Raw genomic sequence first — 21419 nt, forward strand, 5'->3', positions numbered from 1 at the left:
CCCCGTCGTCGGATGTGCGCCCCAGTGTGCTACAGACCTCCGACAGGTTTCGAGCGGTTTTCCCGGCTCGTCAGATACCGGCCAGCAGTCGTTCCTGATAGCGCCGCATTCCGGTGAGCCAGCGGTCGTAGTCGGCGCCCTTCATCCGGTACATGTCGAGGACCTCGGGGTGCGGCAGGATCAGGAACTGCTCGGCCTCGACCCCCGCGAGCACCACCTCCGCGACGTCGGCCGGTTCGAGGACCGCCCCCGCGGAGGTGACGGCCCGCGCGGCCGCCACGCCCAGCCCCTCGCCGGAGGTCTCCCCCTCGTGCAGCAGCTGGGTGTTCACCCCCATGGGGCACACGCAACTGACGCGGATTCCCTTGTCGCCGTAGGTGACCGACAGCCATTCGGCGAATCCGACGGCGGCGTGCTTGGTGGCCGAGTAGGTGGCCGAACCGATCTGGGTGAGCAGCCCGGCGGCGGAGGCGGTGCTCACGAAGTAGCCCTCGCCGCGCTCGAGCCATCGCGGCACCATCAGCTGCGCGGCCCGCACGTGCGCGCGCAGGTTCACGTCGAGCGCGAGGTCCCAGGCCGACTCGTCGGCGCCGAGCCCCGCTGCCCCGGCGACTCCGGCGTTGGCGAAGTACAGCGCGACGGGACCGAGGTCGGCCTCGGCGCGGTCGACGATCTCCCGGATCCGGTCGGGGTCGGCGACGTCGGCGCCGACGCCCACGGCCAGACCGGCGCCGTCGGGATCGAGTTCGCGGGCCACGCGCTGCGCGGCGTCGCCGTCGAGATCGGCGACGAGCACCCGCGCTCCCGCGGCGACGAGCCGGGCAGCGAGTGCGGCGCCGATCCCGTTACCGGCTCCGGTGACAACGGCGACCTTGCCTTCGACGTGCACTGGCGTTCCTCTCGTCGGGGATGATGCCTCTCTGTTTAGTTGAATCAAACCTCGAGTTCAAGTGGTTGCCGTGGCGGCGCGCTCCGGGATCCGCAGCGCATTGGCCCACAGCCGCGTCAGGGTGGTCACCAGGACGTCGAAATCCACCGGCTCGGCGTCGCCGAGGGCGAGCGTCGAGTAGGCCAGGCGGCTGACCATGCCCGACAGCGCGCGCGAGGCGAGCATCGGATCGAGTTCCGGATCGGCGATGCCGCGCTTCTGCAGCTCCGCGATGCTGCGCGCGTTGCGCCGGATGAAGGTCTCGCCGCGCCGACGCCGCAGCTCGCGGAAGCGCGGATCGATGCTCGCGACCTGCTCGAGCAGCACCATGAGGCGGGCGTTGCGGCGGTACGCCTCGAGGTACGCCCGGTTGCTGGCCTCGAGCACCGCGTACGGGTCGTCGGTGCCCGCGGCCCGGCCCATCCCCGGGTGCAGCATGTCCTCCTGGGCCTCCTGGAGGACGGCCGCGAACACCTCCTCCTTGTTGTTGAAGTACGTGTAGAAGGACCCCGTCGAGCACTTCGCCTCACGCGTGATGTCGGTGAGCTTGCTGTCGAGGAACCCGGACCGCTCGAAGACGATCCGGGCCGCCGCGATCAGCTCGGCGCGGCGGCGCGCCCCGCGCTGGGTGACCGGCGGGTCGTGCAGCAGGTCCGCCGGCGCCATGGACGGCGCCGGTCCGTCCCAGTCGGCGTCGCGGCCCGCGTCGCCGCGGCCTGAGTGTGAGGCGGAATTCATGTCCTACTTATACCGTCCCGGTCGGCTCCCGGCCGTGATGTCCGGCCGGATCCTCCCGGGTCCGGGCGGACACCGCCGCCCTCAGCTCCTCGCCAGCACCAGTCCCGACGTCGGCACGCCGGTGCCCGCGGTGACCAGTACGTTCTCCACGTCGGGAACCTGATTGACGGATGTGCCGCGCAGCTGGCGCACCGCCTCGGCGATGCCGTTCATCCCGTGGATGTATGCCTCGCCGAGCTGGCCGCCGTGGGTGTTGAGGGGCAGCCGGCCGCCGAGCTCGATCGCCCCGTCGGCGACGAAGTCCTTCGCCTCGCCGGGCCCACAGAACCCGAGTTCCTCGAGCTGCATGAGCACGTACGGCGTGAAGTGGTCGTAGAGCACCGCCGTCTGTACGTCCTGCGGGCCGAGGCCGGACTGCTCCCACAGTTGGCGGCCGACGATGCCCATCTCGGGCAGCCCCGTCAGGCCGTCACGGTAGTAGCTGGCCATGATGTACTGGTCCGGTCCGCTGCCCTGGGCGGCCCCCGCCACCACGGCCGGCGGCTGGGGCAGGTCCCGCGCCCGTTCGGTCGTGGTGACGACGAGCGCGACGCCGCCGTCGGATTCCTGGCAGCAGTCGAGCAGGTGCAGCGGTTCCGCGATCCACCGCGAATTCTGGTGGTCGTCGAGGGTGATCGGCCTGCCGTGGAAGAAGGCATGCGGATTCGTCGCGGCGTGCCTGCGGGCCGCGACGGCGACCTTCCCGAAGTCCGCGCTGGTGGCCCCGGTGACGTGCATGTAGCGCCGGGCGGCCATCGCCACGAACGAAGCGGGGGTGCCCAGGCCGTGCGGATAGGAGAAGGCGTAGTCGGTGCCGGAGGAGTTGACCTGCGCGGACAGCGCGGTGTTGACCTGACCGTACCGCGCCCCGGAGCGCTCGTTGAAGGCCCGGTACACCACCACCACGTCGGCGACGCCGGTGGCGACGGCCATCGCCGCCTGCTGCACGGTGGCACATGCCGCGCCGCCGCCGTAGTGGACGCGGGAGAAGAACTTCAGGCTCGGGATCCCCACCGCACGTGCGACGGCGATCTCGGTGTTGGTGTCCATCGTGAAGGAGGTCAGGCCGTCGACGTCCGCCGGGCGCAGGCCGGCGTCGGCCAGCGCCGCCCGCACCGCCTCCGCGGCCAGGCGCAGTTCGCTGCGGCCGGAGTCCTTGGAGAAGTCGGTGGCGCCGATGCCGACGATGGCGGCGCGGCGGGACAGGTCGCTCATGCGGAGCCTCCGATCTCGAGGACGGCCTTCGCGGTGATGTGGTCGCCCAGACCGTTCTTGCCGACGATGTCGACGGTGATGCGCCCGTCGTCCTCGACGGCGGCGACGGTCCCGGTCAGGGTCAGCGAGTCGTACGCGTACCAGGGCACCCCCAGCCGCAGCGAGACCGACTTCAGCACCGCGCGCGGACCGGCCCAGTCGGTGACATAGCGCTGCACCAGCCCGGTGTCGGTGAGGATGTTGACGAAGATGTCCTTCGACCCGCGCTGCTGCGCCTTGTCGCGGTCGTGGTGCACGTCCTGGAAGTCCCTGGTGGCCAAGGCCGTCGAGACGACGAACGTCGGATCGGCCCGGATCGTCAACGGCGGCAAGGATTGTCCGACGGTGACCGTTCCCGCGTTCATGCGCTCTCCTCGCTCGGCTGCCAGGCGTACAAGGTCCAGGGATCGCCGCCGGTCTCGTCGTCGCCCGGGAAATCGAGAAAGATCGCCTCGACCGGCGTCCCGATGCGCACGTCGCCGGGGTCCACCCCGCGCAGTTCGCCGAGCATACGAACGCCTTCGTCGAGTTCGACGAGGGCGACGACGTACGGCACCGTCCGCCCCGGCACCTTCGGCGCGTGGTGCACCACGTAGCTGAAGACGGTGCCGCGGCCCGACGCGACGACGTAGTCGGTCGTCTCGTCCTGGGCCAGCCACAGCGCCGGCACCGGCGGGTGCTGCAGCGTGCCGTCGGGCCGCCGCTGGATACGCAGTTCGTGCGCGGCGACACCGTCCCAGAAGAACCGCGTGTCCTGCGACGCGGACGGCCGCAGCATGCGGGTGGGGTCGAGGTCCGCCGGAACCGTCGGGGCCGAATGTGACATCGGTTCGGTTGAATCGACAGAATGTGACATTCGGCCGGTCTCGCGGAGGGGCGGCGCGAACTTGAGGATGCGGAAGAGCATTTCGGCGACCACCTCGTCGCCGACCTTCCACACGCTGCGGGTGGTGAAGAACCAGCCCTCGCCGAGGCCGGTCTTCTTCGGTCCGGCGAGGTCTTCGAGGGTGGACTCGATGGTCACCTCCTCGCCGTGGCGCAGATAGCGGTGGTAGACCTGATCGCAGTTCGTGGCGACGACCGACGTGTAGCCCGCCTCGTCGAGGATCTCCGTCATCCGGCGGAGCGGATCGTCCTCCTCGCGCTTGGCGCCGAGGCCGCGCATGGTCCACACCTGCGCCATCGCGGGTGGCGCGACGAGGCCGCCGTGCCCGGCCGCGATCGCGGCGGATTCGTCTGTGTAGATCGGGTTCTCGTCGCCGATCGCCTCGAGCCAGTTGCGGATCAGCGGCAGGTTCACCCGGTCGCGGCCCGCACGCGGCTTGGACGGCCCGTCGGCGCGGACGCGTTCGGCGGCCGCGCGGATCTCGTCGTGGGGGCCCGGCACGGCGGCGCTCATCGACACGTCCCCCTTCACCGCGGGACCCGGGGCATGGCCAGGCCCGCCGTCGCGATCAGTTCCCGCATCACCTCGTTGACACCGCCGCCGAAGGTGATCACCAGGTTCCGCTTGACCTGCATGTCGAGCCAGCGCAGCAGGTCCGCGGTCTCCGGGTCGCCGGGATCCCCGAACCGGCCGACCATCTCCTCCGCGAGCCGGCCGACACGCTGGATGCGTTCGGTGGCGAACACCTTGGTGGCCGACGCGTCCGCGATGTCGACCGCCTCGGATTCGCTGGCGGCGACCTGCCAGTTGAGCAGTTCGTTGAGCCGGAACGTCGCGTGGATCTCGCCGAGCCCGCGCCGCACGTCGGGTTCGCCGAGCAGGTCCCGGGAACGGGCCCAGGCGAACACCCGGTCGTAGAGCCCGCCCACGCGGCCGGCGGGGCCGAGCATGACGCGTTCGTGATTGAGCTGGGTGGTGATCAGCCTCCAGCCCTCGTTCTCCTCGCCGACGAGCATCTCGACCGGGACGCGCACGTCGCTGTAGTACGTGGCGTTGACGTGGTGCGCGCCGTCGCAGGTGATGATGGGGGTCCAGCCGAAGCCGGGGTCCTTGGTGTCGACGATGAGGATCGAGATGCCGCGGTGCCTCGAGTCGGCGCTGCCGGTGCGCACCGCAAGCCAGACGTAGTCGGCGTCGTGGCCGCCGGTGGTGAAGATCTTCTGCCCGTTCACGACGTAGTGGTCGCCGTCGCGCACGGCCGTGGTGCGCAGTGCGGCGAGGTCGGTCCCGGCGTCGGGCTCGGAGTAGCCGATCGCGAAGTGGACCTCGCCGGCGAGGATGGCGGGCAGGAACTTCCGCTTCTGTTCCTCGGTTCCGTAGACCTGCAGGGTCGGCCCGACCGTCTGCAGGGTGACACTGGGCAGCGGCACGTCGGCGCGCACGGCCTCGTTGACGAAGATCTGCTGCTCGACCTCACCGAAGCCGCGGCCGCCGAATTCGACGGGCCAGCCGACGCCGAGCCAGCCGTCCTTGCCCATCCGGCGCACGACCTCCCGGTAGGTGGGGCCGTGGCGCTCGGTGCGCATGATCGCGGCCTCCTCGGGGGAGATCAGGTCCGCGAAGTACCGTCGCAGTTCCGCCTGCAGCGCGCGCTGCTCGTCGGTCAGATCGATGAACACCGGGCCCCCACGAGGTCGAGTCGGTACGAGGCGCCGCCGAGCAGACGCGCCAGATCCTTTGCGGTCGAGGAATAGCGATGCAGCGGATAGGTCTCGTCCACACCGAGACCGCCGTGCAGGTGGTGCAGCACGCGCACGGCGGGCGGCAGCTCCGTGGCGATCCAGTACGCCGTGACGTCGAGGTCGTCGTCCGCGGCGGCGCTGCGGGCGTCCTGCGCGACCCGCCAGGCCGCGGCGAGCGCGGCGACGTGCAGGGTGCGGGAGGTGACGTAGACGTCGGCGATCTGCTGGGCCACCGCCTGGAAGGCGGCGAGCGGCTTGCCGAACTGGTGCCGGGTGCTCACGTGCTGTGCGGTGAGCTGCGTTGCGCCCGAAAGCAGTCCGTCCGCGTAGGCGCCGACCGCGGCGAGGGCGAGGCGGTACAGGACGGCGACGTCGGCGGCCGGGTCGGCGCCGTCGCCGAGGAGCAGGCCCGGCGCGGACGCGAGCCGCACGGAGCACTCGGGGGTGTGCGCCGACGACGGGCTCTCGGTCAGGGTCACGCCCGGTGCCGTGGGTTCGACGGCGATCACACCGGCGTCGGTGGGCACCAGGATCTTTCGCGACGTCGCCGCGTAGGGCACGCCGACGAAGTGCCCGGTGACGGCGTGGCGTTCGCCGTCGGGTACCGCCGTGGCGGCGGGGGACGCCGGGAAGGCGCGGCCGACCTCGGCGAGGGCGGCGGTGAGGACGGCGCCGTCGGCGACGCCCGCGAGCAGCTCGTCCTGCTGCGTGTCGGCGGCGAGGATCCGGACGGGCAGCACACCGAAGCCGAGGGTGGCCAGGGCGGGGACGGGTGCGGCACGTCGCCCGATCTCGGTGAGCAGTGCGGTGACCTCGGCGACGCCGAGGTCGTCGCCGCCGAGCCGCGCGGGCAGGGCGAGGGAGAGGAGGTCGGCGTCGGCGAGGGCGCGCCACAGTTCGTCCGGCCTCAGGTCGCGGGCGAGCAGGTCGACGGCGACCTGGGCCACGGCCTCCTGCGTGTCGTCACGAGCGAAGTCCACGTTTCCACCTTCGATTAGAACGTGTTCTAGTTGTATCACCTCGGCAGGGCGGGTGGAAGCACCCGTCAGCCGCGCGGCAGGCCCAGCAGGCGCTCCGCCGCGAGGGTGAGCAGGATCTGCTCGGTGCCGCCGGCGATCGTCAGGCAGCGCGTGTTGAGGAACTCGCGCGCGAGGGGGCCCTCGACCCAGCCGGCCGCACCGGCGAGATCCAACGCGAGCTCCGCGGTGTCCTGGCGCTGCCGCACGCCGATCAGCTTGCGCACGCTCGACGCCGGGCCGGGGTCCTGACCGTCGAGCTGCGCGAGGGTGGTCCGCAGCTCGAGCAGCGACCCGGCCGTGGCCTCGGCGACGAGCCCGCCGATCCGGTCCTCGGCGACCGGGTCGCCGGGTGCCACCAGGTCCAGCAGCTGCTCGACCGCCTTCCCCAGCGAGGATCCGCCGCTCATCGCGACCCGTTCGTTGGCGAGCGTGGTGCGGGCGAGCTTCCACCCGCCGCCGAGCGGGCCGACGACGCACTCGTCGGGGACGAACACGCCGTCGAGGAACACCTCGTTGAAGAGCGCGTCGCCGGTGATCTCCCGAAGCGGCGAGACGGTGATGCCCGCGGACTTCATGTCGACGAGGAAGTAGGTGATGCCCTTGTGCTTCGGGGCGTCGCGGTCGGTGCGGGCCAGGCAGATCGCCCAGTCGGCCTCCTGGGCCAGCGAGGTCCACACCTTCTGTCCCTGCAGGCGCCAGCCCCCGTCGACCTTCTCCGCGGCGGTGCGCAGCGACGCCAGGTCGGATCCGGCGCCCGGCTCCGAGAACAGCTGACACCAGACGATCTCACCGCGCAGGGTCGGCAGGGCGAAGCGGTCGATCTGCTCGGCGGTGCCGTGCTCGAGGATGGTGGGCACGGCCCACCACCCGATCACCAGATCGGGCCGGTCCACGCCGGCGGCCGCGAGTTCCTCCTCGATGAGGATCTGCTGCGCGGCGTGCGCGCCCCGGCCGTACGGCGGCGGCCAGTGCGGGGCCAGGAACCCGGCCTCGGCGAGCGCGGCCCGCCGCTGCGGTCCGGGCCGGTCGAGGAGCTGCGCGATCTCGGCACGGATGCGCACGCGTTCGTCGTCGAAGGCGCTCAGGTCGACGGTGAGGTGACGGCGGGCGCCGGAGCGGGCGAGGCCGGCGACCCGGGCCCGCCACGCGGCGGAGCCGCCGAGCAGCTGACGGGTGACGACGGCGCGGCGCAGGTACAGGTGGGCGTCGTGCTCCCACGTGAAGCCGATACCACCGAGCACCTGGATGGCATCCTTGGCGTTCTGCACGGCGGCGTCGAGGGCGACGGCGGTCGCGACGGCCGCGGCCAGGGGCAGTTCGTGCGGGGCCGCGTCGGCCGCCACGGCGGCGTCCCAGGCCGCCGCGCGGATCTTCTCGGTACGGCAGAGCATCTCGGCGCACAGGTGCTTGATCGCCTGGAACGAGCCGATGGGCTTGCCGAACTGTTCGCGGATCTTGGCGTACTCGACGGCCGTGGCCAGGGCCCAGCCGGCGACGCCGGCGAGTTCGGCGGCGGCGAGCGTGGCGGCGAGGTCGCGCACCAGGCCTGCCGGGACGCAGACGACCCGGTCGGTGGTGACGGCGACGCCGGCGAGCCGCACGCGGGCGAGCGCCCGCGACTTGTCGAGGGTGTCGAGGGGTTCGAGGTTCAGTCCGGGGGTGTCGGCGTCGAGCAGCGCCCAGCGTTCGGTCCCGCCGTCGGTGCCGATGCGGACCAGGACCGCGACGCCCGGCTCGCCGCCGAGCGCCGGGCCCGCGTCGCCGTCGAGGTCGTACCCGCCCTCCCGGGTCGTCGCGGTGAGCGCGCCGTCCAATGCGACGGCGGTCGGCAGGGCGCCCTCGGCCAGGAGGTCCGTCCACTTGGCGCCGTCGGTGCCGGCGGCGCGGCCGAAGACGAGCGCGGCCAGGGCGGTGGGAAGGACGGGGCCCGTCGCGAGGTGGTGCGCAGCCTGTTCGAGCATCGTCGCCAGGTCGACGACGCCGGCGCCGGCGCCGCCCGCGGCCTCGGGCACGGCGACGGCGAAGATTCCGAGGTCGGCGAGCGATTCCCACCCCGGCCGCCACATGGTCGCCGGTCGTTCGCGTAGGTTCTGGATCGGCGCTGTGGCGCGCGCCCAGGCCTGTACAGAGGCCTGCGCGGCCTGCTGTTCCTCGGTGGTGGCAATGCTCACAGCGGGTTTCCGCCTTTCGGGAATGACACGATGCCTAGAACGTGTTCTAATATGACAGCCGGTTCAGAGTCAAGGCAGAGGAAGACATCTCGATGACGACATCGTCCCGCTCACGTTCCACCGGCGGCGGCGGAACTCTGACCGCCCTCACCGAGGACGATCTCAGTTCCAACGCCCAGAAGGAACGGCGCAAGCGGATACTCGACGCCACCCTGGCGCTCGCCTCCAAGGGTGGGTACGAGGCCGTACAGATGCGCTCCGTCGCCGAGAAGGCCGACGTGGCCGTCGGCACCCTGTACCGGTACTTCCCCTCGAAGGTGCACCTGCTCGTCTCGGCCCTCGGCCGCGAGTTCGCGCGCATCGAGGGCAAGGGCAAGATCCCCCCGGGCCACACGCCGCTCGAGCGGATGCAACTGATCCTGAGCCTGATCACGAAGGCGATGCAACGTGACCCGCTTCTCACCGAAGCCATGACCCGGGCGTTCATGTTCGCCGACGCCTCGGCCGCCGCCGAGGTCGATCAGGTCGGCCTGCTCATGGACCGGCTCTTCGCCCGCGCGATGAACGAGGGCGAGCCCACCGAGGAGGAACTGGCGATCGCCCGCGTCATCAGCGACGTGTGGTTGTCGAACCTCGTGGCGTGGCTGACGCGGCGCTCGTCCGCGACCGACGTCGCGCGCCGGCTGGAGCTGACCGTCGAGCTGCTGCTCGGCGACGGATCGCAGCGTCCGGCCTCGATTCCGGTCCAGGAAGGCTGACCTGCGCCGCGAGGAGCGGAACTGTAACGGGAAACACGTCCCGAACCGGACAGGGGAGACGACGCCGAGCGCCGGATCACCTACCTTTGAGTGAGTGAGCGCCCAAGACCTCCCGATCGACCTGCGCCGCGCCCTCGTCGCGCTGGCGCGGACCCCGCGGCTCCTCGTGGCCTCCGACTACGACGGTACCGTCGCGCCGATCGTCTCGGATCCGGACAAGGCGTTCCCGAACGCCGAGTCGGTCCGCGCCCTGCGCGCGCTCGCCGGCCTGCCGTCCACGGCCGCAGCCGTGATCTCCGGTCGCGCCCTGAAGGATCTCGCGGCCCTGTCCCGCCTGCCCGCCGAGGTGCAGCTCGTCGGCAGCCACGGCTCGGAGTTCGACATCGGCTTCGTCCACGCCATCGACAGCGACGCCCGGCAGCTGCTGCGCGATATCGTCGCCGAGCTCGAGGCGATCGCCGCCCGCTACGACGGCGTGCACGTCGAGGCGAAGCCGGCCAGTGCCGCGCTGCACGTGCGCAACGCCGACCCGGCCGACGCCGAGCTGGCACTGTCGCTGGTCCGCGGCGACCTCGCCCGGCACCCGGGTGTGCAGGTCACCGAGGGCAAGGCCGTCATCGAGCTGGCGGTCGTGCCCACCGACAAGGGCCACGCGCTGGACATCATCCGGCACCAGGAATCGGCGAGCGCCGCGGTCTTCTTCGGCGACGACGTGACGGACGAGAAGGCCTTCGCCTCCCTCCACGGCCCGGACGTGGGCGTCAAGGTCGGGGACGGCGAGACCGCCGCCCAGTACCGGATCGGCACGGTCGAGGACGTCGCGGCCGCGCTGGCGTTCCTGCTCGACCAGCGCCGCACGTGGCTCTCGGGCGCGGAGGCCTGCCCGATCGAGCGGCTGACGATGCTGGCGAGCCCGCGCTCGAAGGCGCTGCTGACGCCGGACGGAACGGTGACGTGGCTGTGTCACCCCGAGCCGGATTCCGCGGCGGTGTTCGCGCATCTGCTCGGCGGCGAACCGGCCGGGCACTTCACCATCGGTCCGAGCCGGGAGGCCCTGCCCCTGAGCCAGCGCTACATCGACGGCACCATGACGGCGGTGACCCGCTGGGCGAGCCTCGCGGTGATCGACTACCTTCCGCACGACGTCGAACCGGGCCGCACCGACCTGACCCGGGTCATCACCGGCAAGGCCAAGGCGGTGGTCACGTTCGCGCCGCGCCCCGAGTTCGGACAGGGCCAGGTCGGGCTCGAACCCGTGGCCGACGGCCTGCGGGTACTCGGATTCAACGAGCCGTACGTGCTGCGCTCCCCCGGCGTCGAGTGGAACATCACCACCGACGGCGCCCATCAGACCGCGCACGCCGTCGTCGATCCGTCCGACAGCGACATCATCCTCGAATTCCGTTGCGGCACCGATGATATCGGCCCACACCCCGTCGCGGAGGTGCAGCGGCGCGCGTCCGCGGAGGAGTACTGGTGGAAGTGGGCGGCGGGCCTGGACCTGCCGCCGCTCAAGCGGGACCTGATGAAGCGGTCGGCGCTGACTCTGCGCGGCCTCGTGCACGCACCGACGGGATCCATCATGGCGGCCGCGACCACGTCGCTGCCCGAGGAGATGGGCGGCGTCCGCAACTGGGACTACCGCTACTGCTGGCTCCGTGACGCCGCCCTGACCGCGCATGCCCTGGTGAGCGTCGGGTCGCTCGCCGAGGCGGATGCCTATCTGGACTGGGTGCACCGGGTGCTCGACACCGTGCCGGGTCCCGAGCGCCTGCACCCGCTGTACACGCTGACCGGCGGCGCGCTGCCGCCCGAGGCCGTCATCGACACGCTGCCCGGCTACGCCGGCTCCCGGCCCGTCCGGGTCGGCAACGCCGCGAGCCAGCAGGTCCAGCTCGACGTGTTCGGCCCGATCGTGGACCTGATCTCGGCGCTGGCGCACCGCCGCGAGGAGCGCGGCGTCCCGCACGATCAGGCCCTCACCGACCGGGACTGGGAGCTGGTGTGTGCCATGGTCACCGCGGTGGAATGCCGCTGGTTCGAGCCCGACCACGGCATCTGGGAGATCCGCGACAACCCGCGCCACCACGTGTACTCGAAGGTCATGGGCTGGCTGACCGTGGACCGCGCGCTGACGCTGGCCGAGAAGTTCGGGCGCACCGCCGGCGACAACTGGGCCGGGCTGCGCGCCGAGATCGCGGAGGAGGTGCTGGAGAAGGGCTGGAACGAGGACGTCTGCTCCTACACCGCGGCCTACGACGGCACCGATCTCGACGCGGCGACGCTGTTCATCGGCCTGTCCGGGCTCATCGACCCCGAGGACCCGCGGTTCCACGCGACGGTCGTCGCGACGGAGGCGGAGCTGCGCAGCGGTTCGACGGTGTACCGCTACCTGCACGACGACGGCCTGCCCGGAACCGAGGGCGGCTTCCACCTGTGCGCGGCGTGGCTGGTGGAGGCATATCTCCTCGTCGGCGCCCGTCCGCAGGCGGAGGCGCTGTTCGCACAGCTCGTCGACGCGGCGGGGCCCACGGGGCTGCTCAGCGAGGAGTACGACCCGGTGGCGGAGCGGTCACTCGGCAACCATCCCCAGGCGTACAGCCACCTCGGGCTGCTGCGGTGCGCCCAGCTGCTCGCGGCGGCGCCGGCGGAGGCGGATCGGACGCTGTCGGTCGTCGATCACTCGGCGTAGATCGACGTCTCGTCGTGCACGCCGGTGGTCTGGCCGATGAGCAGTTCCGTCGCAAGGGTTTCCACCGTCGCGACCCCGGAGTGTGACGGCGCGGCCATGAGCAGGGCGCCGGTGCGCCGGCCCTTCTCCTCCTGAGGCTGGCGCACGGTGGTCACGCCCTCGCGCAGGGCCTCGCCGATCCCGTCGAAGCCGGTGATCGACAACCGTCCGGGGACCTCGAGGCCGGCGCTGCGTGCCCACGCCAGCGCGCCGAGCGCGAGGACGTCGGTGGTGCACATCAGGGCGGTGATCGCCGGGTTCGCCGCCAGCGCCTGCGCGGCGGCGGACGCACCGTCCTCCGCGGTGTGCGCGTAGCGCTCGACGACCGTGAGGCTCGCGGAGTCGAGGCCGGCCGCGCGCAGGGCCTCCTGCACGCCCAGGATCCGCTCGTGCTGCACGTGGAAGCGGTCGGACTCGAAGCGGGCGGGGTCGACGACACCGTCGTGCCGGTCGCGGCCGAGTCGCATGCACAGCACGCCGATCCGGCGGTGGCCGAGGGCGATGAGGTGCTCGGCGAGCCGGCGCATCGCGCCTCGGTCGTCGATGCCGACCAGGGGCGCGCTCGCGATGCCGCGGGGCTGGTCGCACACCACCAGGGGCAGGTTCCGTTCGAGGACGGCGGCGAGATACAGATCGTCGGACGGAACCGAGTAGACGACGAAGCCGTCGACCGCCGCGCCGTGCACGACCTGCGCTGCCTCCTCCTCGTCGCGTTCCGGTCCGGCGGGGATGAGCAGAAGGCCCTCGCCGGCGGCCTCGCAGGATTCGGAGAGGCCGGACAGGAAGCTCATCGCGGCCGGGTCCCGGAACGAATAGCTCAGCGCCTCGGTGAGCAGCACGCCCACGGCCCCGGCCCGGCGGGTGCGCAGGGATCGGGCCATCGGGTCCGGACCGGCGTAGCCGCGACGCTTGGCGACCTCGAGGATCTGCTCGCGAAGCTCGGCGGACAGCTGGTCCGGCCGGTTGTAGGCGTTGGAGACGGTGGTGCGGGAGATCTTCAGCTCGGCAGCGATCGACGCCAGGGTGGCCTGGGGACGCGGCTGACGAGACCTGGGCATGAACGGACGGTAGCGGGTCCGCGCCGCGGCGACGAATCGGGCCGGATGGGCGCAGATCCGGACATCCGCTAAAGTGGAACGGTAACGGTTTCCAATAAGGTGGGAACCGCGACCTCCCCGGCCCTCCGGCCGAACGTGATCACAGGAGATGGAACCGTGCGACTGCCCCGCCGAATGCGCGCCGCCACCGCGACCGTGGGCTTGACCTGCGCCGCCGCGCTCACCCTCGCCGCCTGCGGCAGCGACTCGGGGGACGGGGCGGGCACCGGCTCCGGCGAGATCCGCATCGTCGCGTCCACCAACGTGTGGGGCTCGGTCGCGCAGGCCGTCGCCGGGGACCGCGCCCAGGTGCAGTCGCTGATCACCGAGCCCTCCGCCGACCCGCACTCGTACGAGGCCAGCCCCGCCGACGCCGCCGCCATCAGCGACGCCACCCTCGTCGTCTACAACGGCGGCGGCTACGACCAGTTCGTCGACGACATCCTCGAGTCCACCGGAACCGACACCGCCACGGTCGACGCCCTCGCGTTGTTCGAGTCCGGCACCGGAAGCGACCTCGAGGACGGCCACGACCACTCGGGCGGCACCGCACCCGAGGGCGACACCCACGAGGGTGAGACCCATGCCGCCGAGGAAGGCGACGCGCACGCCGGGCACGACCACAGCGGCATCAACGAGCACGTCTGGTACGACCTGGCCGCCGCCGACGCCGTCGCGCACACCGTCGCCGACCGGCTGGCCGAACTGGATCCGGCCGGGGCCGACACCTACCGCGCCAACGCCGAGGCCTTCCACTCGCAGCTGCACGAGGTCACCGACGTGACCGCCGAGATCGCCGCCGCGCACGCGAACACCCCCGTCGCGCAGACCGAATCCATCGGCTACTACCTCGTCACGTCCGCGAAGCTCGAGGACCGGACGCCCGCCGACTTCACCAACGCCGTCGAGAACGGCACCGACCCGTCGCCCGCCGCGATCGCCGCGACCCGCCAGCTGCTCCTCGACAAGCAGGTCGCCGTCCTGCTCCACAACCCGCAGACCGAGGACAAGGTCAGCCGCGACATGCGGGCGACCGCGGAATCCGCGGGCATCCCCGTCGTCGAAGTTGTGGAGACCCTGCCCGCGGGCGTGGACTACATTCAGTGGCAGAAGCAGACGGCCGAGGCGCTCGCCGCCGCCCTCGACGCCGCCCGCTGACCCTTCGAGCAGGGCAAGGACATCACTCCCGTGACCACACCGGCCGACGTCACACCGGGCGGCACCGCCGCGGCACCGAGCGCGCCCGCGACGCCCGCCGGCCGCACCGCCGCGGTCGAGCTCCGCGACGCCCGCATGGCCTTCGGCGACCGCGTCCTGTGGCGGGACCTCGATCTCACCGTCGAGCCCGGCGAGTTCGTCGCGGTGCTCGGCCCCAACGGGGCGGGCAAGTCGACGCTGCTGAAGGTCCTGCTCGGTCAGCTACCCCTCAGCGGTGGCACCGCCACGATCGCCGGCGCGCCCGCCCGCACGGGCAACTCGCACGTCGGCTACGTGCCGCAGCAGAAGTCGCTCGACGAGGGCGTGCCCCTGCGCGGCCGCGACCTCGTCGGGCTCGGCGTGGACGGCCATCGCTGGGGCACCGGCCTGCGCTACTGGAAGACCCGCCGCAGCGCCGTCGACGCCGCGATCCGGCAGGTCGGCGCCGAAACCTACGCCAACGCCCCGATCGGATCCCTCTCCGGCGGCGAACAGCAGCGGCTGCGCATCGCGCAGGCCCTCGTCGGCGACCCGCGGGTCATGCTCTGCGACGAACCGCTGCTCAGTCTCGACCTGGCCAACCAGCACCTCGTGTCGTCCCTCATCGACCGTCGTCGCCGCGAACACGGCACCGCCGTCCTGTTCGTCACCCACGAGATCAACCCGATCCTGCCCCTGGTGGACCGCGTGCTGTATCTCGTCGACGGGCAGTTCCGCATCGGCACCCCCGCCGAGGTGATGACCTCCGAGGTGCTCTCCGAGCTGTACCGCACCGACGTCGAGGTCCTCGAGATCCGCGGCCGTCTCGTCGTCGTCGGCACCGGCGACGCCATCGACGCGCTCGGCAGCGCCGGCGGGCTGCGCCCCGGCGAGGGCGTCCACCACGACCATCACGAGGATCAGCATTGAGCAGCAAGTTCACCGACGCGATGGGCCGGATGTTCGACGTGCAGGCCACCGTCGACCTGCTCCAGTACGACTTCGTGCAGCAGGCCCTGCTGGCCGGCGCGATCCTCGGCCTGCTCGCGGGCGTGATCGGGCCGCTGGTGATCAGCCGTCAGATGGCATTCTCCGTGCACGGCACCTCCGAGCTCTCGCTCACCGGTGCCGCCGCGGCCCTGATCATCGGCGTCTCCGTCGGACTCGGCGCCGTGCTGGGGGCGGTGGTGGCGGCCATCCTCTTCGGTGTCCTCGGCACCCGCGCCCGTGAACGCGATTCCGTCATCGGCGTCGTCATGGCGTTCGGGCTCGGTCTGGCCGTGCTGTTGCTGTGGGCCTACGACGGCCGCACCGGCGCCGCGTTCTCCCTCCTCACCGGCCAGATCGTCGCGCCGGGTGGCACGGGCATCGCGCTGCTCGCCGCCTGCGCCGTCGGCGTCATCGGCACCATGCTGGTCATCTACCGCCCGCTGCTGTTCGCCAGCACCGACCCCGAGGTCGCCGCCGCGCGCGGGGTGCCGGTGCGGGCGCTGTCCATCGTCTTCGCCGTGCTGGTCGGAATCACCGCCGCCCTCGGCGTGCAGATCGTCGGGGCCCTGCTGGTGATGGCGCTGCTCATCACCCCGGCCGCCGCGGCGTCCCGGGTGGCCGGCGGCCCGCTCGCCGCGACGGTGCTGGCCGTGATCTTCGCGGAGGTCTCCGCGGTCGGTGGGATCCTGCTCGCCCTCGCGCCCGGCGTGCCGGTCTCGGCGTTCATCACGGCGATCGCGTTCGTCATCTATCTCGTGTGCCGCGGAATCGGCGCGGCCCGCACCCGGCGCGGCACCGGACGCAGAGCACCCGCGCCGGCCCCGGACAGGGCCGCGGTCGTCACCGCCTGAGCCCGGGTGCGGCGGTCTGGGCCGTCCCGCACGCGGTGGCTAACCTGCTGTCATGGCGACAGCGGAGCAGGCGAGCGAACGAGACCGGACACCCGGGCGCTGGGAGTTCTGGGTGGACCGCGGCGGCACCTTCACCGATGTCGTCGCCCGCCGGCCCGACGGTGCCCTGGTCACCCACAAGCTGTTGTCGGAGAACCCGTCCCGGTACCGGGACGCGGCCGTCGCCGGGATCCGGGAGCTGCTCGGGGTGCCCGCCGGCGAACCCGTCACCGCCGACCTCGTCGAGCAGGTGCGCATGGGCACCACCGTCGCGACCAACGCACTGCTCGAGCGCAAGGGCGACCGGACCGCCCTGGTGATCACCGCCGGTTTCCGGGACGCGCTGCGCATCGGCTACCAGAATCGGCCGCGGATCTTCGAGCGCAACATCGTGCTGCCCGAGCTGCTGTACGAGCGGGTGCTCGAGGTCGACGAACGCATCCGGGCCGACGGCACGGTGCTGCGTGCCCCCGACCTCGACCGGCTCGAGCGGGACCTGAGGCAGGTGCGCGACGACGGCATCGACTCCGTCGCCGTGGTGTGCATGCACAGCCACCTGTACCCGCAGCACGAGCACGCGATCGGTGAGCTCGCCGAGCGTCTCGGCTTCGGGCAGATCTCGCTGTCCGCGGTCGCCAGCCCGCTGATGAAGCTGGTGCCGCGCGGCGACACCACCGTCGTCGACGCGTACCTCTCGCCCGTGCTCCGCCACTACGTGGACCGCGTGGCCGAGGAACTGCCGGGCGTGCGGCTGATGTTCATGCAGTCCAACGGCGGGCTCACCGAGGCGATGCACTTCCGCGGCAAGGACGCGATCCTCTCCGGTCCTGCCGGGGGCATCGTCGGCATGAGCCGGATGTCGGCGCTGGCCGGGTTCGACAAGGTGATCGGGTTCGACATGGGCGGCACGTCGACGGACGTGTCGCACTTCGCCGGGGAATACGAGCGCGTCTTCCACACCGTCGTCGCCGGGGTGCGGTTGCGCGCCCCCATGATGGACATCCACACCGTCGCCGCCGGCGGCGGCTCGATCCTGCACTTCGACGGCAGCCGGTACCGGGTGGGGCCCGATTCCGCCGGCGCCGACCCCGGGCCGGCCTGCTACCGCGGCGGCGGCCCGCTCACCGTCACCGACGCCAACGTCATGCTCGGCCGCGTGCAGCCCGCGCACTTCCCGCACGTGTTCGGTCCCGGCGGCGACCAACCGCTGGACGACGAGACGGTGCGGGCCCGGTTCGCCGCCCTGGCCGCCGAGATCCGCGAGGCGACCGGCGACGACCGCAGCCCCGAGGAGGTCGCCGCCGGCTTCCTGCAGATCGCGGTGGCGAACATGGCCAACGCCGTCAAGCGCATCTCGGTGCAGAAGGGACACGACGTCACCGAGTACGCGTTGACGACCTTCGGCGGCGCCGGCGGGCAGCACGCCTGCGCGGTGGCCGACTCGCTCGGCATCCGGACCGTCCTCGTGCCGCCGCTGGCCGGTGTCCTGTCCGCGCTCGGCATGGGTCTCGCGGACACCACCGCGATGCGCGAGCAGTCCGTCGTCGTCGAACTGAACGCCGAGGCGATGCCGCGGCTGCGCGACGTCGCCGCCGAACTCGAGGCCGCGGCGCGCGCGGAACTGCTCGACGAGGACGTGCCCCCCGAACGCATCGACGTGGCCTTCCGGGCGCACCTGCGCTACGACGGCACCGACACGTCCGTGCCCGTCGCGCTCGCCGACCCGGCGACGATGACCGCGGAGTTCGAGGCCGTGCACCGGCGCACCTACTCCTTCCTCATGGACCGTCCGCTGATCGTCGATGCCGTCGCGGTCGAGGCCGTCGGGGCGACGCGCCGGCCCGACCTGTCCGGGCTCGGACGCGGCCGCAGCGACGACAGCGGCGCACCCGTGCCCACCCGCCCGCCGCGCGGCACCGTCCGGATGTTCGTCGACGGCGCGTGGCGCGATGCCCCCCTGCACCGCCGCGAACACCTCTCCCCCGGCGACGCCGTGGCCGGCCCGGCAATCGTCGCGGAGGACAACTCGACCACCGTCGTCGAGGCCGGCTGGGCGGCGACGATGTCGGAGCAGGGCCATCTCGTGCTCACCCGGGTGCACGCCCACGACGACACCGCGGTGAGCACCCACGCCGACCCGGTGATGCTCGAGATCTTCAACAACCTGTTCATGTCGATCGCCGAGCAGATGGGCACCACCCTCGAATCCACCGCGCAGTCGGTGAACATCAAGGAGCGCCTGGACTTCTCGTGCGCGCTGTTCGATCCGGACGGAAACCTGATCGCGAACGCGCCACACATCCCCGTCCATCTCGGCTCGATGGGCACGAGCGTGCAGGAGGTGGTGCGCCGCCGGCACGGGTCGATGAAGCCGGGTGACGTGTACGCGGTCAACGACCCGTACCACGGGGGTACCCACCTGCCGGACGTCACGGTGATCACGCCGGTCTTCGGCCCCGGGCCGGACGGGTCCGGCGAGCACATCCTCTTCTTCGTCGCCTCCCGCGGTCACCACGCCGAAATAGGCGGATCGACACCGGGTTCCATGCCCTCCGGCAGCCACGACATCCGCGAGGAGGGCGTGCTGTTCGACAACTGGCTGCTCGTCGAGAACGGAACCTTCCGGGAGGCCGACACCCGCGCGCTGCTCACCGGCGGCCCGTACCCGTCCCGGAACCCGGACACCAACCTCGCGGACCTGCGCGCACAGATCGCGGCCAACGCCCGCGGGGTGGTCGAGGTGGGCCGGATGATCGACCACTTCGGTCTCGATGTCGTCCAGGCCTACATGCGCCACGTGCAGGACAACGCCGAGGAGGAGGTGCGCCGCGTCGTCGACCGCCTCCACGACGGCGAGTACCGCTACGAGATGGACTCCGGTGCGGTGATCGCGGTGCGGGTCACCGTCGACCGGCGGGCACGCTCGGCGACGATCGACTTCACCGGCACGTCACCGCAACTCGCCTCGAACTTCAACGCGCCCTCGTCCGTCACGCGGGCCGCGGCGCTGTACGTCTTCCGCACGCTCGTCGCCGACGACATCCCCCTCAACGACGGGTGCCTGCGTCCGTTGCACATCGTCGTCCCCGACGGGTCGATGCTCGCCCCCGAGTTCCCCGCCGCCGTCGTCGCGGGCAACGTCGAGACGTCGCAGGCCGTCACCGGCGCGCTCTACGCGGCGCTGCGGGTGCAGGCCGAGGGCGCCGGCACGATGAACAACGTCACCTTCGGCAACGCGCGATACCAGTACTACGAGACGCTCGGCTCCGGGTCGGGCGCCGGCGAGGGGTTCGACGGGACGTCGGTGGTGCAGACCCACATGACGAACTCGCGGCTCACCGATCCGGAGGTACTGGAGTGGCGCCTTCCGGTGTTGCTGGAGGCCTTCACGATTCGTCACGGCAGCGGGGGCGGCGGCCGGTGGCGCGGCGGCGACGGCGCCGTGCGCCGGCTCCGGTTCCTCGAGCCGATGACCGTCAGCACACTCTCCGGGCACCGGCGCGTGCCGCCGTACGGGATGGCCGGGGGCGAGCCGGGAGCGCTGGGCAGCAACCGCATCGAGCGCGCCGACGGCGCCGTCACCCACATGGCCGGCTGCGACTCCGTCGAGGTCGGGATCGGTGACGTGCTCGTGGTCGAGACGCCGGGCGGGGGCGGCTACGGCCGGTAGGCCGCACGGGACTCCGGGGTGGGATCCAGTTCCCGCAGGACGGGCAGCGCGAAACACACCGCGGCGACGAACATCATCGGCACGGCCAGCGCGAAGAACGTCGTCCGCACACCCGCCGCGTCGATCAGGGGCCCGGCGACCAGGATCCCGACCGGGCCCGCCGCGTACGCGGTCGAGGTCATCACACCGACGACGCGGCCGCGCATGTGCTCCGGGCTGCGGGTCTGCATGGCCCAGTTCCCGATCGGCCCCACCGGGCCGAACACCAGGCCGATGAGGATGCCCAGCAGCACGAGGACCCCCAGCGGCGGCAGGAACGCCATGCCGGTCGTCGCCGCGCCCAGCACCGTGACCGCGACGAGCATCAGGGTGCGGCGCCGCAGGCGCGGTGCGAAGGCGCCGTAGGCCAGGGCACCCACCAGGCCACCGATGCTCAGCGACATCAGCACCCAGCCGAGCTGAGCGGGTGCGTCCAGGCCGGTGAAGTAGGCGGGCAGCAGCACCGACTCGATCGGCAGGAACAGCGCCATGATGACCATGTCGACCAGCGCGAGCGTGCGCAGCAACCGGTCGCGCCACACAAACCGCAGCCCCTCGAGGGTGCCGGCCCACAGCGAGGCGGGCCGGGTGGCCCGGTCGGGCCGGCCGGCGTGCTCGAGCCGGAGGAAGGCGACGGTGACGAGGGAGAGCACGAAGCACGCCGACGTCACCCACAGGGTGTTCTCGGGACCGACCGCCGCGATGAGGACACCGCCGACACCCGGTCCGATCAGGTAGGCGAGGTTGTAGTTCGCCTCGTAGAGGCTGTTGACACGGTCCAGCGACCACCCGGCGGCGCGGGTCGCCGCCGGCAGCATCGACTCCCGCGCCGAGATGCCCGCCGGGTCGAACACGGCACCGAGCGCCGCGAGTGCGGCGAGCAGGGGCACCGAGAGTCCGACGGTGGCCGCGAGCACGGGGATCGTCGCGACCGACAGCGCCGAGAGGGCATCCGAGACCACGGCGGTGCGCCGCCGGCCGAACCGGTCGACGACGGTGCCGGTGAGCAGGCTTGCCAGCAGCAGCGGCACGGTGGCCGCGCCCGCGACGATCGCCGCGTCGGTGGCCCGGCCGGTCTGCTCGAGCACCAGCCACGGCAGCGCGACGACTACGATGCCGTTGCCGGTGGCGGACAGCAGGGTGGCGACGTTGAGGAGGATCAGCGGCGCGAAGCGGCGGGTGGTCAGGTCGAGGGTGGTCACGGCGGTCGGCATTCACTCGGGAGGAGGCGGTGCCGCGACGCTAGCAGGAGCACGGCGGCCGGCACGAGCGATTTTCGGGCGGCGAAGCG

General features: G+C 72.0%; 16 protein-coding genes. 6 read left to right on the forward strand and 10 right to left on the reverse strand.

Going from position 1 to position 21419, the window contains the following annotated elements:
- Positions 1–70: 70 nt before the first annotated feature.
- The 8 genes from JYA75_RS00745 to JYA75_RS00780 all read right to left on the reverse strand — a co-directional run bounded on the left by JYA75_RS00745 (position 71) and on the right by JYA75_RS00780 (position 8777).
- Positions 71–889: an SDR family NAD(P)-dependent oxidoreductase gene (locus JYA75_RS00745; RefSeq protein ID WP_029540809.1), complete on the reverse strand. Its 819-nt coding sequence runs from the start codon at positions 887–889 to the stop codon at positions 71–73.
- Between the two features lie 57 nt (positions 890–946).
- On the reverse strand, positions 947–1666 hold the full coding sequence (locus JYA75_RS00750; RefSeq protein WP_185713898.1) for a TetR/AcrR family transcriptional regulator: 720 nt from the start codon (positions 1664–1666) through the stop codon (positions 947–949).
- A gap of 81 nt (positions 1667–1747) precedes the next feature.
- Positions 1748–2920: a lipid-transfer protein gene (locus JYA75_RS00755; RefSeq protein WP_029540803.1), complete on the reverse strand. Its 1173-nt coding sequence runs from the start codon at positions 2918–2920 to the stop codon at positions 1748–1750.
- Entirely contained in the window at positions 2917–3324 is a 408-nt protein-coding gene (locus JYA75_RS00760) for a MaoC family dehydratase (protein WP_161996066.1), read from the reverse strand. Before JYA75_RS00760 ends, JYA75_RS00755 begins: the two co-directional genes overlap by 4 nt.
- Complete coding sequence (locus JYA75_RS00765) at positions 3321–4358, reverse strand: bifunctional MaoC family dehydratase N-terminal/OB-fold nucleic acid binding domain-containing protein (protein ID WP_203329579.1); 1038 nt, start codon at positions 4356–4358, stop codon at positions 3321–3323. The genes JYA75_RS00760 and JYA75_RS00765 overlap by 4 nt, the downstream gene beginning before the upstream one ends.
- 14 nt (positions 4359–4372) lie before the next feature.
- Positions 4373–5524: an acyl-CoA dehydrogenase family protein gene (locus tag JYA75_RS00770; protein WP_006943410.1), complete on the reverse strand. Its 1152-nt coding sequence runs from the start codon at positions 5522–5524 to the stop codon at positions 4373–4375.
- Positions 5509–6567, reverse strand: coding sequence for an acyl-CoA dehydrogenase family protein (locus JYA75_RS00775; RefSeq protein WP_185713900.1), 1059 nt, complete (start codon positions 6565–6567; stop codon positions 5509–5511). The genes JYA75_RS00770 and JYA75_RS00775 overlap by 16 nt, the downstream gene beginning before the upstream one ends.
- A 65-nt stretch (positions 6568–6632) precedes the next feature.
- Positions 6633–8777, reverse strand: a complete 2145-nt coding sequence (locus JYA75_RS00780) for an acyl-CoA dehydrogenase family protein (RefSeq protein ID WP_185713901.1) — start codon at positions 8775–8777, stop codon at positions 6633–6635.
- 92 nt (positions 8778–8869) lie between these two features.
- Here JYA75_RS00780 and kstR point away from each other — a divergent pair, with 92 nt between their 5' ends.
- Together kstR and otsB are read left to right on the forward strand one after the other, a co-directional pair.
- Positions 8870–9535 carry a cholesterol catabolism transcriptional regulator KstR gene (gene kstR, locus JYA75_RS00785; RefSeq protein WP_006943416.1) on the forward strand — a complete coding sequence of 222 codons (666 nt, stop codon included), beginning with the start codon at positions 8870–8872 and terminating at the stop codon, positions 9533–9535.
- Positions 9536–9629: 94 nt separating this feature from the next.
- Entirely contained in the window at positions 9630–12227 is a 2598-nt protein-coding gene (gene otsB, locus JYA75_RS00790; RefSeq protein ID WP_029540798.1) for a trehalose-phosphatase, read from the forward strand.
- On the opposite strand, the gene JYA75_RS00795 is transcribed toward otsB, so the two are convergent.
- On the reverse strand, positions 12215–13324 hold the full coding sequence (locus tag JYA75_RS00795) for a LacI family DNA-binding transcriptional regulator (protein WP_043797606.1): 1110 nt from the start codon (positions 13322–13324) through the stop codon (positions 12215–12217). The genes otsB and JYA75_RS00795 overlap by 13 nt on opposite strands.
- 174 nt (positions 13325–13498) lie before the next feature.
- On the opposite strand from JYA75_RS00795, the gene JYA75_RS00800 reads away from it, so the two are divergent.
- From JYA75_RS00800 to JYA75_RS00815, 4 genes are all read left to right on the forward strand, one after another.
- Positions 13499–14521, forward strand: a complete 1023-nt coding sequence (locus JYA75_RS00800; protein ID WP_037200450.1) for a zinc ABC transporter substrate-binding protein — start codon at positions 13499–13501, stop codon at positions 14519–14521.
- A 135-nt stretch (positions 14522–14656) separates the two neighbouring features.
- Positions 14657–15469 (forward strand): ABC transporter ATP-binding protein, encoded by an 813-nt coding sequence (locus JYA75_RS00805; RefSeq protein ID WP_221776712.1) that lies wholly within the window; start codon positions 14657–14659, stop codon positions 15467–15469.
- Complete coding sequence (locus JYA75_RS00810) at positions 15466–16380, forward strand: metal ABC transporter permease (RefSeq protein ID WP_185713903.1); 915 nt, start codon at positions 15466–15468, stop codon at positions 16378–16380. Before JYA75_RS00805 ends, JYA75_RS00810 begins: the two co-directional genes overlap by 4 nt.
- Before the next feature lie 52 nt (positions 16381–16432).
- The gene (locus JYA75_RS00815) at positions 16433–20089 is read left to right on the forward strand and encodes a hydantoinase B/oxoprolinase family protein (RefSeq protein WP_185713904.1); all 3657 of its coding nucleotides are present in this window, start codon (positions 16433–16435) and stop codon (positions 20087–20089) included.
- Here the strand turns inward: JYA75_RS00815 and JYA75_RS00820 are convergent.
- Positions 20077–21342 (reverse strand): MFS transporter, encoded by a 1266-nt coding sequence (locus tag JYA75_RS00820; protein WP_168579035.1) that lies wholly within the window; start codon positions 21340–21342, stop codon positions 20077–20079. The two genes, JYA75_RS00815 and JYA75_RS00820, sit on opposite strands and share 13 nt — an antisense overlap.
- Positions 21343–21419: the final 77 nt, after the last annotated feature.

Origin of the sequence: Rhodococcus sp. PSBB066 (genome assembly GCF_017068255.1) — a bacterium.
GTDB classification, from domain to species: Bacteria; Actinomycetota; Actinomycetes; order Mycobacteriales; family Mycobacteriaceae; genus Rhodococcus; species Rhodococcus aetherivorans.

Coding starts and splice junctions, on each gene's coding strand:
- JYA75_RS00750 (WP_185713898.1), bottom strand. CDS start 1,666: ATGAATTCCGCCTCACACTCAGGCCGCGGCGACGCGGGCCGCGACGCC.
- JYA75_RS00755 (WP_029540803.1), bottom strand. CDS start 2,920: ATGAGCGACCTGTCCCGCCGCGCCGCCATCGTCGGCATCGGCGCCACC.
- JYA75_RS00760 (WP_161996066.1), bottom strand. CDS start 3,324: ATGAACGCGGGAACGGTCACCGTCGGACAATCCTTGCCGCCGTTGACG.
- JYA75_RS00765 (WP_203329579.1), bottom strand. CDS start 4,358: ATGAGCGCCGCCGTGCCGGGCCCCCACGACGAGATCCGCGCGGCCGCC.
- kstR (WP_006943416.1), top strand. CDS start 8,870: ATGACGACATCGTCCCGCTCACGTTCCACCGGCGGCGGCGGAACTCTG.
- JYA75_RS00795 (WP_043797606.1), bottom strand. CDS start 13,324: ATGCCCAGGTCTCGTCAGCCGCGTCCCCAGGCCACCCTGGCGTCGATC.
- JYA75_RS00800 (WP_037200450.1), top strand. CDS start 13,499: ATGCGCGCCGCCACCGCGACCGTGGGCTTGACCTGCGCCGCCGCGCTC.
- JYA75_RS00805 (WP_221776712.1), top strand. CDS start 14,657: ATGGCCTTCGGCGACCGCGTCCTGTGGCGGGACCTCGATCTCACCGTC.
- JYA75_RS00815 (WP_185713904.1), top strand. CDS start 16,433: ATGGCGACAGCGGAGCAGGCGAGCGAACGAGACCGGACACCCGGGCGC.
- JYA75_RS00820 (WP_168579035.1), bottom strand. CDS start 21,342: ATGCCGACCGCCGTGACCACCCTCGACCTGACCACCCGCCGCTTCGCG.